This window comes from Tenacibaculum finnmarkense (genome assembly GCF_900239185.1).
Taxonomy (GTDB): Bacteria; Bacteroidota; Bacteroidia; order Flavobacteriales; family Flavobacteriaceae; genus Polaribacter; species Polaribacter finnmarkensis.
Genome location: NZ_OENA01000008.1, coordinates 23,671 through 41,877, shown reverse-complemented (window position 1 = coordinate 41,877; position 18,207 = coordinate 23,671). Strand labels below are relative to the sequence as shown.

Below are 18,207 nucleotides of genomic sequence, written 5' to 3'. Positions count from 1 at the left end.
GCAGGCTAATCTTTTTTATATTGTATCAATTTCTCCGTTTTCAGATAAAAAGATAGCCACTGTTTTTGTTCTTTCAAATTGAGAGAAAACAATAATCATAATTACGGTAATTGGCACACTTAAAACCATGCCCGTAACACCCCATATTTTACCCCAAATAGCTAAAGATAAAATGGTTACCAAAGGGCTTAAATTTAATGATTTTCCAAAAACTTTAGGTTCTATAAAGTTACCAACAATTACCTGAACCGCGCCAACGGCAATTAATACAATTAAAAATGGCGAAAGTTCTCCAAATTGAATTAAGCTAAATACGGCAGGGAAAATGGTGGCAATTAATGAACCAATAGTTGGAATATAGTTTAATAAAAAAATTAAAAAAGCCCAAAAAGGAGCACTATCGACACCCATTAATAGCAAAATAAAGTAACTTAAAATACCGGTAAGCAAACTTACATAAGTTTTTAATCGAAGATAATTTGATATAGAAACTTCAATTTTAGATAAAATAAATTGGATGCTAGTATTTTTAGTGTCTTTTCCGCTAAATAATTTATGAAGTTTTTTCTTGAAGCTACTTTCTTCTAAAAACATAAATAAGGCATAGATTATAATCATAAAAGTATCACCAAGTAAGCTACTAATAGCGTTTGCTGTTTCTGCTAAAACAGCTCCATAGTTAAAATCACCAACAATTAATTTAGCTGATTTGATAATATCAATATGAAAATAATTGTTTAAGTTTTTTATAACAACATCAATATTAGGTTCATATTTTGAATAGGAAGTAGATAAATCAACAATACTATTGGTAATAATTTCAGACATAAAACTAAAACTGAAAATAATAATAGTAAATACAAAAACATTGCTCAACCAAATAGGAATGAATTTTTTAGCAAAGGGTATTTTATAAATGTTCTTACGAATTTCACGAGTTAGAAACCAAAAAATTAAGGCAAAAATAAATGGAATTATAATTCCTTTACCAATAACTAAAGTTGCTATAATAACACCAATTATGATGATAAAATTTGCTGAATTTTTCATGTGTTTATCTTTATTTTTTGCGAATCCATTTTGCGGGGTTTAATTTTGCGGTATCTTTAAATAAAACAAAAAGTAACTTGGTTTTTCCTGAAATTTTATTGGTAAAAACCTTTCCTATTTTATCGCCAGTTTTTATGAGCGTGCCTTTTGTTACATACACCTTTTCAAGATTGTTATATGCCGATATATAATTAGCGTGCTGTATTAATACCGATTTTTTACCACCAGACTGTGATTGTATAGCAAGTACTTTACCATTAAAAATACTTTTAGCATCTGTATTTACCTTGGTTACAATGTGTAAACCAGGGCTATTAATATTAATTCCTGAAAATGTCGGATGTGGTTGTACGCCATATTTTCGGGTAATAATTCCTTTTACAGGCCAAGGTAAATTCCCTTTATTTTGTTCGAAGTTGTGTAATAATTTCTTTTCATCAGCATCTAAAACAAAGCTGTTTGCTGTTTTTTCCTTTTCATTTTTACTAGCGAGTTCTTTCTCTTTTGCTTTTTTATTGGCAGCTGCAATTTCTTTTTTTGTTGTTTCGGCAAGTTCTCTCGCTTTTTGAAGCGCAATTTCTCTTTCTTTTTTATCAGCAAGTTTATTTGCTCTTTTTCTTGCGTCAGTAATTGCTTTGAGTCGTGCTTTTTTTCTTCTTTTGGCTTTTGCAAGTGCTTTTGCTTTGGCTATTGCTCGTTTTTTTCGATTAGCTTTCGCTATTTCACGTAAAATTAACTTATCAATACGGGCTGTAATTTGTTTTTCTTCTTTTATTTTACTGCGTAAATTTTGTTTGTACTTTTTTTCAGCTCCTTTAATTTTAGTAACTAAGGTTTCTTGGGTTTTTTTATCGGTTTCAATAGCTGATTTTTGTGATTTTTCATCAGAAATTAATACTTCTTTTTTCTTTTTCTTCTGAATTAATGCGTTGTTAATCTTCTTAATTTCATTTAGTTTGACAATAATTGCGAGCCCTTGATTTTTCCGATACTCATTATATTGCTGCATATATTTTAAGCGTTTATACGCCTGATAAAAGCTTTCAGAAGATAGCAAAAACATTGTTTTACTTTGTAAAGACCTACTTTTATAGGTTTTTACAACCATATTTGTATATGCTTCTTTTAAGCTTTTAAGTTGTTTGTTATAGCTGTTTAACTGCTTTTGATTATTGTTTATTTCTTTAGAAATTTTCTGAGATTCCAATTCAATCACTTTAATTAACTGAGCTCTGGTGTCAATTTTTTGTGTTAAATCTTTTAAATCATCTAAGGCATCACCTTTTTCTTTTTTGGTTTCAAATAATAAATGATTAATCTGTTTAATTTCATTTTTTAACTTCTTATGTTTTCTTTCAAGGGTTTTCCTTTCTTGGCTAAACGAAGAAAAACTCCATAAAACGAAGCATAAAAAGGAAAGATATAAAACAATTTTTTTCATTATAATTTAATTTCTTTATAGCCTTTTGGTATGCTAAAATTAATGTTTAGTTTGGTGTTAAAATTTACCGAACGCGTAGTAATATCAATTGCAGTAAGTGCTTGGTTTTGTTTCGCGTTTATGATTATTTTCTTAGGAAATAAAACACCATTATTTGTTGAATAACTAGGGTATTTAATCTCTAAACGTTGTTTTTTAGCAGTATTTACAATTGATTGTTTGTTCAGTTTATAATGCAGCGGGTTTACCTGAAAAAAGATATCAAATAATTCTGATTGTTTTTTAGGCGAAAGCTGGTATGCTTTATTAGTAATAACTACTTTTTGTCTTCTATTTTTTACGTTTAATAACGACTGCCCTAATAACATATTTTGTAGCTGTTCAAAATTAATAGCTGTTCCTAATAATTTTTGAAGCATTTTAAAATCTCCATCAAAATAATTTTTATAAAATGGCGAATAAAATTGCACTCTTGTAGGGGTAATTTTTGCTTTAAAAATAGTAATAAATTTAACACCTTTTAGCCAAATAACTTCGCCTTTTTCTATTTTCATTCGAACAGAAAGCCCTACTTTTTCTTTTGTTGTGCTGTAGTTTACTTTTAAACGAGCATCAATTGTTTTTTCATCAAAATTAGCGGCAATGTGTTTTTTAGCTACCTTTCTTGCTGATATTTCTTTAATTGTTGTTGAATTATTCGTTAAGTTTTTACTTGATTTACAGGCCGTAAAACTTAAAAAAAAGAAACTAAGTACTACAAGGTATTTCATAAATATTATAATGTTGAAAAAAAATTATTTTAAAATTTTAGCGGCTTTATTTTTAAAATCAGCGGCTTTTTTAAGCTGTTTCAAACTTTTATAAGCTCTTGCCATTTCTAAATAAAATTTTGCTTCAATTTGAGGATTATCAATTACAAAATCAATGCCGTTTTGCAAACTTTGTAATGCTTTTTTATGCTTTTTATTGTTGTTTAACGCTTTCCCATTCATTAAATAAACAAAAGGCTGTGCAGGAAATAAGGCTACACCCTGAGTACTGTATTTTAGTAAATCGATGTGTTTATTTGTGGCTAATTTCAGTAATAAAGGCCGTAAGTTTTTAAATGATTTTTCGTTTTCAAAAACAGCTCCGATAGTAGTGTTTGCTAATTTTTTAGGCTGTTTTTTAATTGTTGTTTTATTATTTTTTTGATTTTCTTCGAGCCTTTTTAAAATTTTCTGTAACCTTGAATTTAATAATTTAGCCTCTTTTAACTCTAATAAAACTCTTTTTGCACCTAAAATATCGCTATTTTTTAAATGAAGATAGACTAATTCTTGTTTTTTCTTCGGATGTGTTTTTGCAATTTTTTCTTGTACTTCAATTGCATTTTCAAAATTAGCCATTTTTTTTAAAATAGTAACCTTATGTGTTAGCATCCATAAATTATCGGGAGCTATATGTAGGCCTAATTCAATATATTCTAAAGCCTCAATGTATCTACCTAATTTTAGGTTGTTTTTAGAAAGTTCAAAAAAAACTGCTTCATTATTAGGTAGTAATTCATTGCAGTTATTTAAATATTCAATGGCTTTTTTATGATTAAAAAGTGCTTTTTGAGAAAGCGCTTTAAAAAAATTATTTTCAAATAAACTGTTGTCTTTTTTACCGCTAGCAATTGTTGAAGTAGTGCTGTGCTGCGCGTTTAAGAATAATGTAAAAAACAACAAGAAAAAAGGCAATAGCACGTGTTGTGCTATTGTCTTTCCTTTTTTTGGCTTGCTATTTTTATGTAAGATCTGTATAATCACCTATACTTACTGATGTATAATTAGCATTATATTTGGCATGATTACCAATCATTGCATTGTTTAATGTTGCATTTTGAATACGAACATTTGTTTGGATTAATGAATTTTCAATCGTTGAATTTTCAACAATACTATTTTCACCAATAGAAACATAAGGTCCTATTTTAGTATTTTTTAAAATTACATTTTTACCCACATAACAAGGCTGAATAATTTCTGAATTTTCTAAAATAACATCATCAGAAACTAAATTATTACCATCGGCTTGTTCAAAACCTAACACTTGTTTGTTAGTATCAACCGTTGGATCTTTTTTACCACAATCCATCCAAGCATCTACTTTTCCAGGGATAAATTTAGCGCCTTGTTGTTTTAAAGATTCTAAAACTTCTGTTAATTGAAATTCACCAGAAGGTCTGATATCATTATCAATTAAATACTTAATTTCTTCGCGAAGTTTATCACCATCTTTAAAATAATAAATTCCGATAATTGCTAAATCAGAAACAAATTCTTTTGGTTTTTCAACAAAATCAGTAATAAAACCATCATTTAATTTTACCACACCAAAAGCACTTGGGTCTTCCACTTGTTTTACCCAAATAGCACCATCAGCATTGGCATCTAAAGTAAAATCTGCTTTAAATAAAGTATCAGCAAAAGCGACTACACAAGATCCGTTTAAGGCTTCTTTAGCACAGTAAATTGCGTGTGCAGTTCCTAAGGCTTCTTCTTGAACAAATACAGAACCCTTAGCACCTAAACTTTCAGCAATTGCTATTAATTTATCTTTAGTATCCGAAGGAAACCCCTTGGCAGTACTTCCAATAATAAAGGCAATTTCATCAATAGGTTGGTTTACAACTGCGGTAATATCTTCCACCAAACGCTGTACAATTGGTTTCCCTGCAATAACGGTTAATGGTTTTGGAGTTGTTAAACTATGAGGTCTTAAACGCGACCCGATTCCTGCCATTGGAACTATAATTTTCATATTTTTTTGTTTTTTTAACGCTGCAATATACCATTAATATAGGTTTGAAAAAAGTTACAAACCTTTTGGTATTGCTGCAATCAATGTTTTTGTATAGCTTGTTTTAGGATTGTTATAAATTTCATCGGCATCAGCAATTTCTTCTATTTGTCCTTTGTTCATAACAACCAACTGATCTGACATATATTTTACGACCGATAAATCATGAGAAATAAACAAATATGTAAAATTAAATTCGGCTTTTAACTCGTTTAATAAATTTAAAACCTGTGCTTGTACCGATACATCTAAGGCAGAAACCGATTCATCACAAATAATTAATTTTGGTTGTAAAGCGATGGTTCTGGCAATTCCGATTCGTTGTCGCTGTCCGCCAGAAAATTCATGTGGATATCGGTAAAAATGCGCTTTTTCTAAGCCCACTTTTTCTAATAAATTAAGCACATATTCTTTGCGTTCTTTAAAGGAGTTTAAAATATTGTGTACTTTCATCGGTTCGACAATTGCATTTCCTACGGTAATTCGTGGGTTTAACGATGAAAAAGGATCTTGAAATATAATTTGGATATCTTTTCGCAATTTTTTTAAGGCTTTTTTAGAAAGCCTTGTAATATCTTCTCCTTTATAAATTATTTGCCCTGAAGTTGCTTTTTCTAACTGTAAAATACTGCTGCCAAGTGTTGTTTTTCCGCAGCCACTTTCGCCAACCAACCCAACAGTTTCGCCTTGGTAAATGTTAAAAGAAACATCATTTACTGCCTTTACAACAGTTGTTTTTGAAAACCAACCCACTTTTGATACATATTCTTTGTGTAAATTTTTAATTTCTAAAAGTGGTGTTTGTTTGTATATTTTCTGATGAAAATTCTTGCGTTCTTCATCGGTATATACTTCGGTTTTTACGGTATTTTTGATAAAATCAATAACGGTCGGTAATATTTTAAAGCGTTTTTTTAGGGTTGGTTTTGACTTGATTAATGCCTTGGTATAATTTTCCTTCGGATGTAAAAATAGCTCTTTTGTTGCGCCTTGTTCCACTACTTTTCCTTTGCGCATAACTACTACGGTATCGGCAATTTCTGATACCAAGCCTAAATCGTGAGAAATAAAAATAATGCCCATTTTATATTCCTGTTGTAGTTCTTTTAAAAGTGCAATTATTTCTTTCTGAACCGTAACATCTAACGCTGTTGTAGGCTCATCAGCAATTAAAAGTTGGGGTTTACAGGCGATTGCCATCGCAATGATGACACGTTGTTTTTGTCCGCCACTAATTTGATGCGGATAGGCATTGAAAATAGCGTTTGGTCGTGGTAGTTTAACCTTTTCAAAAAGTAAAATTACGGCTTGTTTTATCTCTTTTTTAGATAAATTAGTATGCAATTCTAAGACCTCAGCAACTTGAAAACCACAGGTTAATGTTGGGTTTAAAGAACTCATTGGTTCTTGGAAAATCATGGCTATTTCGCTGCCTCTAATTTTTTGAAAATCGCTATTTTTATAATTTAAAACATTTTGTTCTTTAAATAAAATTTCGCCTGTTATTGTAGCATATTTGGGCAATAAGCCTAAAATAGCTAAAGATGTTATTGATTTTCCACTACCACTTTCGCCTACAATACCTAGTATTTGGGTTTGTTGTACATTAAAAGAAACTTCTTGAATAACGGAAGCGGCGTTTTTAAAACTTATTTCTAAATTTTTAACTTGAAGCATTTGTGTAAAATTTCAATAAAAATACAATTAATATCTTTCAATTCTTTTTAAAAAATGATGACAATTGCAATTCTTTGATATGCCCTTGTAAATGAGTATCCCGCTGTTTTAATATGATTAGGGTGTTTTTTGTATGATTTTTACAATAAACAATTGTTTTTGTTGCGGTAAAAATACTTTACGCGCTAATTTTTTATATATTTGCTACTTGTATGGTGGCTTTTTACTGTTTTTTTATCAAAAATATAATAGTTTAAATAGCCCCTTTTAATTTATAATTAATTTTTTAAAACTCTTCAAAATGACTAAAAAATTTACATTAGCACTCTTGTGCTTAATTTTTACTGGAGCAACTTTTGCACAGCAAAAAAGAACCTGTTATGCAATGGACGATTTAGCCGAGCGACAAATTAAGGATCCTGGGCTTAAAAAACGAATGGCAACTATTGAGCAATTTACCCAAAGAAGCTTAAAACGCCTGCAAAACCAGCAAAGTAAAAAAGTTGGTGAAATTATAACACTTCCAGTGGTAGTACATATATTATATACCAATGCTACCAATAATATTAGTACGGCACAAATTGAATCGCAATTAGCTGTTTTAAATGCCGATTTTAGAAGAACAAATGCTGATAGAACAAATAAATGGGCGCAAGCAGCCGATTCTCAAATTGAATTTAAATTAGCCACTGTAGATCCTAATGGAAATGTTACTACAGGTATTACTAGAACACAGGTAAGTACATCTACTTGGTTAACGGGTAATAACTATATGAAAAAATCTTCTGAAGGAGGAGTTAATCCATGGGACACTTCTGAGTATTTAAATATGTGGATTGTTGATAATATAACAAGACCAACAGGAGGAACTATTTTAGGATATGCACAATTTCCAGGAGGGTCAGCAGCAACCGATGGGGTTGTAATGGCGGATCAATTTTTTGGAACAATAGGTACTGCTGCAGCGCCTTTTGATGGTGGAAGAACAACGACTCATGAGGTAGGGCACTTTTTAAATTTACGTCATATTTGGGGAGATGGTCCTTGTGGATCTGATGATTTTGTATCAGATACTCCAGAATCTGATGCTGCAAATTATGGCTGTAAATCGGCACATACTTCTTGTGGATCGTTAGATATGGTTGAAAATTATATGGATTATTCAGATGATTCTTGTATGAATTTATTTACTTCAGGTCAAAAAGATAGAATGCGTACTGTTTTAGGTGTAGGTGGTTCTAGACACACCTTGGCTACCTCGGATAAATTTGGAGAAGTAGTGGTTGTTCCTGCTTCTTACTGTACATCAAAAGCAAATAATACAAGTGATGAGCATATTCAAAAAGTAGTATTAGGAACTATCGATAATACTTCAACAGCTGGCTCTGGATATGATGATTACACGTCAATTTCAACTGATTTAACAAAAGGTGAATCAACTACAATTAGTATTACACCAAAATGGTCAGGTACAGTTTACAAAGAAGGATATGGAGTTTGGATAGATTATAATAACGATGGCGATTTTGACGATGCAGGAGAAGCTGTTTTTACAAAAGCACCATCAAAAGACACAGCAGTAACAGGAACTTTTACAGTGCCTTTATCAGCAACAAATGGCGCTACAAGAATGCGTGTTGTTTTAAAATATAATAAGACACCAAAAGCATGTGAAACAAGTATTGAATACGGAGAAGTTGAAGATTATACCGTTGTTATTGGAGAAGGTAACGCCGATACAACAGCTCCAACAGTACCAGCAAATTTAGCGGTGTCAAATGTTGATAAAACAAGTGTAACTTTAAATTGGTCAGCAGCTACAGATAACGTAGCAGTAACAGGATATAATGTATATCAAGGAGCTACTAAGTTAGGAACAACTACAAATACAAGCACTGATATTACTGGTTTAAGCCCAGCAACAAGCTATACTTTTTCAGTAAAAGCAATTGATGCAGTAGCAAATGAATCAGAAGCAAGCAATGTAATAAATGTAACAACGCTAGCAAATCAACTTGTTTATTGTGAATCAAAAGGAACTAATTCATCTTATGAATGGATTGATGCTGTTTCTTTAGGAGGAATGGCAAATACATCTGCTAGTAATGGAGGGTATGCTGATTTCACTTCAAAAATAGCTACTTTAGGGCAAGGGAGTTCAAACGAAATAACTGTAAGTGCAGGTTTTAAAAGCACTGCATATACCGAGCATTGGGCTGTTTGGATAGATTTTAACCAAAACGGAATATTTGATACTTCAGAAAAAGTAGTAACAGGGGCGTCATCAAGTAAAGACTATTTAACATCTACATTTAACGTTCCTGCTTCAGCACTTTTAGGGCAAACAAGAATGCGTGTTTCTATGAAATATAACGCAAGTCAAACTGCTTGTGAAACATTTAAAGATGGTGAAGTTGAAGATTATACGGTAAATATAACTGCTACAACTACCAAAGAAGCTTTACTAAGTGGTAATAGATTAGTAAATGAACCAAGTACAGCATTGCAAGTATATCCAAACCCTGCGGTAAATTTTGTACATGTTAATGTAGCTTCAAAAGCAAAAAACACTAACTATAAAATTATAAATATAACAGGAAGTACTGTGCAAAAAGGTCGTTTAAATACTGCTAAATTAAATGTTACAAACTTTAGTTCAGGAATGTATATTTTAGAAGTTTATGATGGGCAAAAAGTACTAACAACAAAATTATTGAAGAAATAAGAAATCTATAAGTTTTTTCATAACCCCTTTAAATACAATAATTTAATTGTTTTGAAGGGGTTTTTTCATTTTTTATTAAATTAATTTAATTAAGTATTTTTTATTGATAATTTATTATTTTTTAGATACATTTGTTATGTTAATAATATTATTTTGTCATATTTGATGAAAAATATTACATATAATAACTCATTTAAACTCTTCAAAAAAATGAATCAAAATTATTTAAAAACGATGTTTTTATCTTCCTTTTTATTGGCAGGATTAACATCTATGACAGCTCAAGAAAGTAGAGAGTTAAAACAAATTAAACTCGAAAAATCTTCAAAAATGCCTTTACAAAAGGCACCCGATTTAATTAGGTCAAAATTAAAATTAACATCTAATGATAACTTACAAAAAATTAAATCAGAAATTGATAACTTAGGGTTTATTCATGAAAAATTTCAACAAAAATTTAAAGGCGTAAAAGTTGAATTCGGAACTTACACAGCACATGCGAAAAATAGTACATTAAGAACTATGGACGGTGCGTTATATGATGTAGGAAAAGTAAATATTAGACCAAAATTATCTAAAGAAGCTGCTTTTAAAAAAGCAATTGCTCATACTGGAGCTCAAAAATATCTTTGGGAACAACCAAAAGAAGCAAAAAATTTAGGAAATTATAAAAAACCAACAGGAGAATTATTAATTCTTCCAAGAGAGGTTATAGGAACAAAATCAGCAAGATTAGCTTATAAATTTGATATCTATACAACAAAACCTTTAAGTAGAGGTGATTTATATATAGATGCACATACAGGTGAAGCATTATTTTTTAATGCTACAATTAAACATTTAGGTGAGCATGCACATTCTTCAAAAAATTTAGGTGCTGTTAATGGTTTGGCTGAAAAATTGACAGCAACATTAGTAACTGGTAATGCAGATACTAGATATAGCGGTACAAAATCAATAACTACAAGATTAGTCGGTAGTACTTATGCTTTAAGAGATAACACAAGAGGTGGAGGTGTTAATACTTATAATAGTGGAGCTCAACCTAGTTATCCTACAACAGATTTTACAGATTCAGATAATAATTGGACTGCCGCCGAATTTAATAATTCAGCAAAAGATAATGCCGCTTTAGATGCACATTGGGGTGCTGAAATGACTTATGATTATTTTCAAGATAAACATAACAGAAATAGTTATAATGGCTCAGGAGCTACAATTAATAGTTACGTACATTATGATGATGTAGCTGGCGGCACTGGTTATGATAATGCTTTTTGGAATGGATCAGTAATGACTTATGGAGATGGTTCATCAAATGGAAATGAAGGAAATGGTTATTTTGATGCCTTAACTTCAATAGATGTTGCAGCGCATGAAATAGGGCATGCTGTTTGCTCTAACACAGCAAACTTAGCGTATCAAAGAGAGTCAGGAGCAATGAATGAAGGCTTTTCTGATATTTGGGGAGCAGCTGTAGAACACTTTGCAAAAGGAAACGGAAATGATTTAGCACCTGATGCTTCAGTTTGGTTAATTGGAGATGAAATAGATAGACGTAACGGCTCTTCAGCTCTACGTTCTATGAGTAATCCTAATGAAAGAAATCAACCTGATACTTATGGTGGAGTAAATTGGAAAGAACCTAACTGTGGTACACCAACAAGATCGAATGATTATTGTGGAGTACATACAAATTCAGGAGTCTTAAACTATTGGTTTTACTTACTAACAGTAGGTGGGTCTGGAACAAATGATATAAATAATGCCTTTAATGTAGATGCTATTGGTATGGAAAAATCAGCCAAAATATCATATCGTTTAGAAGCAAATTATTTATCAGCAAATTCAACATTTGAAGATGCAAGAGTAGGTTCTATAACAGCTGCCGAAGATTTATACGGTGCAAATAGTATCGAAGTACAATCGGTAACAAACGCATGGCATGCAGTAGGAGTAGGGCAAGCTTATGTTGAAGATTGTACCTTAGTAGCTCCATCTAATTTTAATGCCACTAATATTAATGATAATGGATTTACTGTAACATGGTCTGCTGTTTCAGAAGCGGTATCTTATACAGTAACAATAAATGAAATAACAAGTGTAGTAACTGATACTTCAAAAGTAATTACAGGGTTAGTTTCAGGTACAATTTATAACTGTAGTGTAGCCGCAAATTGTGTATCGGGAGAAGGTGGAACAATTACAAGTAAATTAATTACAACAACAGGAGAAATTCCATTAAATTACTGTGTATCAAAAGCAAATAATGTAGCTGATGAGTATATTCAAAAAGTAGTATTAGGAACTATCGATAATACTTCAACAGCTAGTAATGGATATTCTGATTATACATCAATTTCAACTAGTTTAATTAAAGGTGAATCAAATACAATTACTATTACTCCTAAATGGAATGGAACAGTCTATAGTGAAGGATATGGTGTTTGGATAGATTATAATAAAGATGGAGATTTTGATGATGCAGGAGAAACTGTTTTTACAAAAGCAAAATCTAAAACAACACCTATTAACGGAACTTTTACTATACCAGAATCAGCTTTAAACGGAGCTACAAGAATGCGTGTTGTGTTAAAATACAATGCAACGCCAACAGCTTGTGAAACAAATATTCAATATGGAGAAGTTGAAGATTATACAGTTTTAATAGAATCACCTAAATCAGATACTACTGCACCAACAGCACCAAGTAATTTATCAGCATCAAATATAACACAGACAAGCTTAATTTTAAATTGGACAGCAGCTACAGATAATGTAGCGGTAACAGGTTATAATGTATATCAAGGAGCAACAAAAGTTGCTTCTACTAATACAACAACAGCAACTATTACAGGTTTAACTTCAGAAACAAACTATGCTTTTTCAGTAAAAGCAACAGATGAAGAAGCAAATATATCGGTATCAAGTGCTACCTTAAATGTAACTACATTGGCTATTCCAGTTTCTTATTGTGAATCAAAAGGAACAAAAGTTAGTTATGAATGGATTGATTATGTTGCATTTGGAGGCATGACTAATACAACAGCTGCAAATGGTGGATATGGCGATTTTACATCAAAAGTAGCAACAGTTGTACAAGGAACTACAAATCAATTAGTATTAAGTGCAGGTTTTGCAAGTAGTACATACAACGAATATTTTACTGTTTGGATTGATTATAATAAAGATGGTGATTTTTCAGATGCAGGCGAACAAGTTACAACGGGAAATTCATCTAGTGCAACAAACAGAGTTGCAAATATTGTAATTCCTGAAAATGCTAAATTAGGAAAAACAAGAATGCGTGTTTCAATGAAATACAATTCAGCATCAACTTCATGTGGAACTTTTGGAGATGGTGAAGTAGAAGATTATACCGTTAATATAATTGCTACATCAGTTATAAATACAGTAGTAACAATGAGTGTTTCAGGAGAAAATATTAAAACTAAAGAAGCATCAAATTTATCGATATATCCAAACCCTGCGGTAAATTTTGTACATGTTAATGTAGCTTCAAAAGCAAAAAACACTAGCTATAAAATTATAAATATAACAGGAAGTACTGTGCAAAAAGGTCGTTTAAATACTGCTAAATTAAATGTTACAAACCTTAGTTCAGGAATGTATATTTTAGAAGTTTATGATGGGCAAAAAGTACTAACAACAAAATTATTGAAGAAATAAGAAGCCTTTCTTATTAAATAAATAAAACCCGAGCATTTGCTCGGGTTTTTTGTTTCTTTGCATAAAATATAGAATATGAATTACCTATCAGTTGAAGGCATTGCAAAAGCGTATGGAGAAAAAGTGTTATTTGAAGACATTTCTTTCGGAATTAATAAAGATCAAAAAATAGCTTTTGTTGCTAAAAATGGTAGCGGTAAAACCTCTATTTTAAATATTGTAGCAGGAGTTGATACCGCTGATGCTGGGCAGGTTGTTAGCCGAAAAGACATTGACATCGCTTATTTATCGCAAGCGGATACTTTAAACCCTGATTTAACTATTGAAGAAACTATTTTTTCTACGGATAATAAAGTTTTATCAGTAATTAAACAATATGAAAAAGCCGTAGAAAATCCTGAAAATGCAGATGCTTTTCAAGAAGCTTTTGAATTAATGGAGCAATACAATGCGTGGGATTTTGAAACGCAATACACACAAATTTTATCGAAATTAAAACTAGACAACTTACAATTAAAAGTAGGAAAGTTATCAGGAGGACAAAAAAAGCGTTTGGCATTGGCAATCGTACTTATTAAAAAACCCGATTTATTAATTTTAGATGAGCCAACAAATCATTTAGATTTAGAAATGATTGAATGGTTAGAGGCTTTTTTCGCTAAAGAAAAAATCACCTTATTTATGGTTACGCACGACCGTTATTTTTTAGAGCGTGTGTGTAATGAAATTATCGAATTAGATAACGGACAATTATATAAATACAAAGGAAATTATTCTTATTATTTACAAAATAAAGAGGAACGTTTAGCCCTTGAGGCAACCAACTTAGGGAAAGCAAAAAGTTTATTCAAAAAAGAATTAGATTGGATGCGTCGTCAACCAAAGGCACGTACTACAAAATCGAAATCTCGTACCGATGATTTTTATGAAATCAAAGAAAAAGCACATAAACGACGTAACGAACACGAGGTGCAGTTAGAAATTAACATGGAGCGCTTAGGAAGTAAAATTTTAGAGCTTCATAAAATGCACAAATCATTTGATGATAAAGTAATTTTAAACGGTTTCGATTATGTTTTTAAACGTGGCGAACGTATCGGTATTATCGGTAAAAATGGTACAGGAAAATCTTCTTTTTTAAATATGCTTACTGGCGGAATTGAATTAGATTCAGGAAAAGTAACTATTGGTGAAACCGTTAAATTTGGATATTATACTCAAAACGGAATTGTTATAAAACCAGGGCAAAAAGTAATTGAAGTTGTTAAAGAATTTGGAGAATATATTCCGTTATCAAAAGGACGAAAAATATCAGCAAGTCAATTATTAGAACGTTTTTTATTCGATAGAAAAAAGCAATACGATTTTGTAGAGAAATTAAGTGGAGGAGAACAAAAACGATTGTATTTATGTGCCATTTTAATTCAAAACCCGAACTTTTTAATTTTAGATGAGCCTACTAACGATTTAGACGTTGTTACTTTAAATGTATTAGAAAATTTCTTATTAGATTTTCCAGGAAATTTAATGGTAGTTTCTCACGACCGTTACTTTATGGATAAAATTGTAGATAATTTATTCGTTTTTAGAGGCGATGGTGTTATTGATAATTTCCCTGGTAATTATTCTGATTTTAGAACTTATGAAGATTCTAAAGTAAAAGAAGCAAGAGAGGTAAAAAATGAAGCTAAAAAAGCAGTTGCCGCTCCTGTTAAATCAGCGAAAAAAGTAGCATTAAGTTTTGATGAAAAACGAGAATGGGGTTTATTAGAAAAAGACATCGAAAAACTTCAGAAGAAGAAACAAGTTATTGAAACAAAGTTTATGAATGTGGAATTTTCTGCGGATGAAATTAACGATAAATCAAAAGAACTTCAAGAAATAATTGAGGCTTTAGAAACCAAAGAAGAACGTTGGTTTGAGCTTTCAATGAAAATTGAAGGAGAATAATTTTAAAAGAATAGTTATTTAAAAATAGTAAAAAACCACGTTTAAAAATATTTTAAACGTGGTTTTTAGTTAATTTATTAGATACTTTACACTTTTATAATATCTGATTTTTCAAGTAAAGGTTTATTTAAAAAACGCAAAATAAGTTGAGCTACTGCAACAGTATCACGTTCACAATATTCAACAATGCGAGGCAGGTTTTTTTCTTGATAATACACTTGCGCTACTTCACTGCCGTCAATATCTTGCTTTGGCGAAGGAATATTTAAAATCGCAGTTAATAACTTTAAGGAAGTATAATGTTTATAATCGCCAAATTTCCATAATTCTAAGGTGTCTAAATGTGGTATTTCCCATGGCTTTTTTCCAAATAAATTTAGTTTTTTAGGCAAGTCAATTCGGTTTATAATCATGCGACGAGCAATGTATGGAAAGTCAAACTCTTTTCCATTATGAGCACATAACACATATTTATCTTGGCTAAAATGGGTGTCTAATAAATTTTTAAAATCAGTTAAAATACGGGCTTCATCATCCCCAGAAAAAGAGGTGATTCTAAGCTGGTTTTCGGAAGTTTTATTGGTTAAATACCCTACGGAAATACAAATTATTTTACCAAATTCGGCCCAAATTCCTGCTTTGTGATAAAAATCTTTGGCATCAATACCATCATCTTTTCGTTTATAATCGGTCTTTAAAGCGTAAAGTTCTTGTTTTTCTTCGGATAAATCAGAAAAAAATTCAGTTTCAGGAACAGTTTCAATATCTAAAAATAAGATGTTTTGTAAGGCTATTTTATGTAACATTTTTTTCGATTAAAAGCGGGCGTTATTTTTGGTTAAAACGAGTTTGATAAAGATACAAAAAACAGCTAAGTAAATAAAAAACCTGTTATTAGGATAGCAAATGTAATTTAAGCAAATGTTTATGAATAATTAAATGAACGTTAAGTTAAAGAACAAGAGGGATGATTTATAATTTTATCGTTACTTTTGGATAACATAATATAAAATGACCTATGAACACGAATGATGTTAAAATTTTACTAGTTGATGATGAGCCAGATATCTTAGAAATAGTAGGATATAACTTAAAATCAGAAGGCTATCAGGTTTTTACAGCCAACAACGGTGCAGAAGCAGTAAAATTAGCAAAAAAAGTAACTCCGCATTTAATATTATTAGATATTATGATGCCTCAAATGGACGGTATTGAAGCCTGTGAAAAAATCAGAAATATTAAATCGTTAGAAAACGTAATTATTTCTTTTTTAACCGCTAGAGGTGAAGACTATTCGCAAATGGCTGGTTTTGATGCTGGTGCCGATGATTATATTACAAAACCTGTAAAACCAAAAGTTTTAGTAAGTAAAATAAAGTCGCTATTAAGACGCTTAAAAACCGAAGATAAAACCGATGCAACAACAACATTAGGCGATATTGTTATCAACAGAGATGAATATGTTGTATTAAAAGGTGATAAAAAAATAGCCTTACCAAGAAAAGAATTTGAATTGTTATCATTATTAACATCAAAACCAGGAAAGGTATTTAAAAGAGAAGTGATTTTAGATAGCGTTTGGGGAAATGAAGTCGTTGTAGGAGGAAGAACTATTGATGTTCATATTCGTAAGCTTCGAGAAAAAATAGGTGATGATTTTTTCAAAACCGTAAAAGGTGTTGGGTATAAATTTGTTTTAGAAGAAGATAAATAAATAAAAATAAAACGTAATAATTATATAGATTGCTGAAAGGCAATCTATTTTTATATAATGAAAAAAATTAAAAAAACATACCGTTATGCGCTTTGGTCAGCGTTTTATTCTACAACAATTTCATTAGTTATTGCTTTAGTTTCTTATTTTGTTTTAATAGATTCATTAGGAGTATGGGCGGTTGTTATTTTCGGAATTTTAATGTTCATGGTTTCTTTTTTGATCATTCAATACAGGGCAGAACATTTTATTTATCAACGTGTAAAAAAGTTATATGAAGATATTTCTATTTTAGATGTAAACGATTTAGAACGAAAAGAGGTTACTACAGATGTAGAAGCATTAACCAAAAGTTTGCAAACTTATGTAGAAGATCGTAGCAAACAAATTGTGGTATTAACACAAAGAGATTCTTTTAGAAGAGATTTTTTAGGCAATGTAGCCCACGAATTAAAAACGCCACTTTTTACTATACAAGGCTATATTTTAACTCTAATTGAAGGCGCTGCCGAAGATGAAGAAATTCGTACTAAATATTTAGGAAGAGCCAATAAAGGTGTAGAAAGATTGACCTCGATTATTAAAGATTTAGACATGCTTGCTAAATTGGAAACCGAGGGCATGAAAATGGACATTCAAACTTTCAATATTATAGAGCTTATTCAAAATGTTTTTGATTTGTTTGAAATGAAAGCCAAAAAACGAAACATTACCTTATTATTTGATACTATTTATGAATTCCCTCGCTTTGTTAAAGGTGATGTTGAGCGTATTGAACAGGTGTTAATTAACTTGGTTGTAAACTCGATTAAATATGGTAAAGTAGGCGGTGTTACTACGGCAAGTATTGAAAGTTATAACCCAAATAAATTTATCATTAAAATAATTGATAATGGCGAAGGAATAAAAGAAGACCATCTTTCTCGTTTATTCGAGCGTTTTTACAGGGTAGATCAAAGCCGTTCACGCGAGCAAGGAGGTTCAGGTTTGGGGCTTTCTATTGTAAAGCACATTATTGAAGCTCATGATGAAACTATTTTGCTAAAAAGTGAGTATGGTAAGGGTTCAGAATTTTCGTTTACCCTTGAAAAAGCCAATTAAAAAGTTATAATAGACTCTAATAAACAAGCACAA

At 30.9% G+C, this 18,207-nt stretch carries 12 protein-coding genes; 5 read left to right on the top strand and 7 right to left on the bottom strand.

The annotated features are described in order from the left end of the window. Positions 1-15: 15 nt before the first annotated feature. The 6 genes from AQ1689_RS00440 to AQ1689_RS00415 are packed head-to-tail and all read right to left on the bottom strand — an operon-like array spanning position 16 to position 6,994. Positions 16-1,050, bottom strand: a complete 1,035-nt coding sequence (locus AQ1689_RS00440; protein WP_101915059.1) for an AI-2E family transporter — start codon at positions 1,048-1,050, stop codon at positions 16-18. 10 nt (positions 1,051-1,060) lie between these two features. Next, positions 1,061-2,491: a murein hydrolase activator EnvC family protein gene (locus AQ1689_RS00435; protein ID WP_101915060.1), complete on the bottom strand. Its 1,431-nt coding sequence runs from the start codon at positions 2,489-2,491 to the stop codon at positions 1,061-1,063. Beyond that, the gene (locus AQ1689_RS00430) at positions 2,491-3,261 is read right to left on the bottom strand and encodes a DUF4292 domain-containing protein (RefSeq protein ID WP_180947506.1); all 771 of its coding nucleotides are present in this window, start codon (positions 3,259-3,261) and stop codon (positions 2,491-2,493) included. The genes AQ1689_RS00435 and AQ1689_RS00430 overlap by 1 nt, the downstream gene beginning before the upstream one ends. Before the next feature lie 24 nt (positions 3,262-3,285). After that, on the bottom strand, positions 3,286-4,284 hold the full coding sequence (locus AQ1689_RS00425) for a tetratricopeptide repeat protein (RefSeq protein ID WP_145993637.1): 999 nt from the start codon (positions 4,282-4,284) through the stop codon (positions 3,286-3,288). Next, positions 4,262-5,278: a sugar phosphate nucleotidyltransferase gene (locus AQ1689_RS00420; protein WP_101954838.1), complete on the bottom strand. Its 1,017-nt coding sequence runs from the start codon at positions 5,276-5,278 to the stop codon at positions 4,262-4,264. The genes AQ1689_RS00425 and AQ1689_RS00420 overlap by 23 nt, the downstream gene beginning before the upstream one ends. A 54-nt stretch (positions 5,279-5,332) precedes the next feature. Then, the gene (locus tag AQ1689_RS00415) at positions 5,333-6,994 is read right to left on the bottom strand and encodes an ABC transporter ATP-binding protein (protein ID WP_101954837.1); all 1,662 of its coding nucleotides are present in this window, start codon (positions 6,992-6,994) and stop codon (positions 5,333-5,335) included. Between the two features lie 301 nt (positions 6,995-7,295). On the opposite strand from AQ1689_RS00415, the gene AQ1689_RS00410 reads away from it, so the two are divergent. The 3 genes from AQ1689_RS00410 to AQ1689_RS00400 all read left to right on the top strand — a co-directional run bounded on the left by AQ1689_RS00410 (position 7,296) and on the right by AQ1689_RS00400 (position 15,359). After that, a complete protein-coding gene (locus AQ1689_RS00410) occupies positions 7,296-9,719 on the top strand; it encodes a GEVED domain-containing protein (protein WP_101954836.1) in 2,424 nt (807 codons plus the stop codon). A 210-nt stretch (positions 9,720-9,929) separates the two neighbouring features. Beyond that, positions 9,930-13,409, top strand: coding sequence for a M4 family metallopeptidase (locus AQ1689_RS00405; protein ID WP_101954835.1), 3,480 nt, complete (start codon positions 9,930-9,932; stop codon positions 13,407-13,409). 75 nt (positions 13,410-13,484) lie between these two features. After that, on the top strand, positions 13,485-15,359 hold the full coding sequence (locus AQ1689_RS00400) for an ABC-F family ATP-binding cassette domain-containing protein (protein ID WP_101915376.1): 1,875 nt from the start codon (positions 13,485-13,487) through the stop codon (positions 15,357-15,359). An 86-nt stretch (positions 15,360-15,445) separates the two neighbouring features. Here AQ1689_RS00400 and AQ1689_RS00395 read toward each other — a convergent pair whose 3' ends face one another. Continuing rightward, the gene (locus AQ1689_RS00395) at positions 15,446-16,165 is read right to left on the bottom strand and encodes a 3'-5' exonuclease (protein ID WP_101915377.1); all 720 of its coding nucleotides are present in this window, start codon (positions 16,163-16,165) and stop codon (positions 15,446-15,448) included. Between the two features lie 212 nt (positions 16,166-16,377). Between AQ1689_RS00395 and AQ1689_RS00390 the strand changes: the two genes are divergently transcribed. Both AQ1689_RS00390 and AQ1689_RS00385 read left to right on the top strand, forming a co-directional pair. Next, on the top strand, positions 16,378-17,073 hold the full coding sequence (locus AQ1689_RS00390; RefSeq protein WP_101915378.1) for a response regulator transcription factor: 696 nt from the start codon (positions 16,378-16,380) through the stop codon (positions 17,071-17,073). A gap of 57 nt (positions 17,074-17,130) precedes the next feature. Next, entirely contained in the window at positions 17,131-18,174 is a 1,044-nt protein-coding gene (locus AQ1689_RS00385; protein ID WP_101915379.1) for a sensor histidine kinase, read from the top strand. The last annotated feature ends 33 nt before the right edge of the window (positions 18,175-18,207 follow it).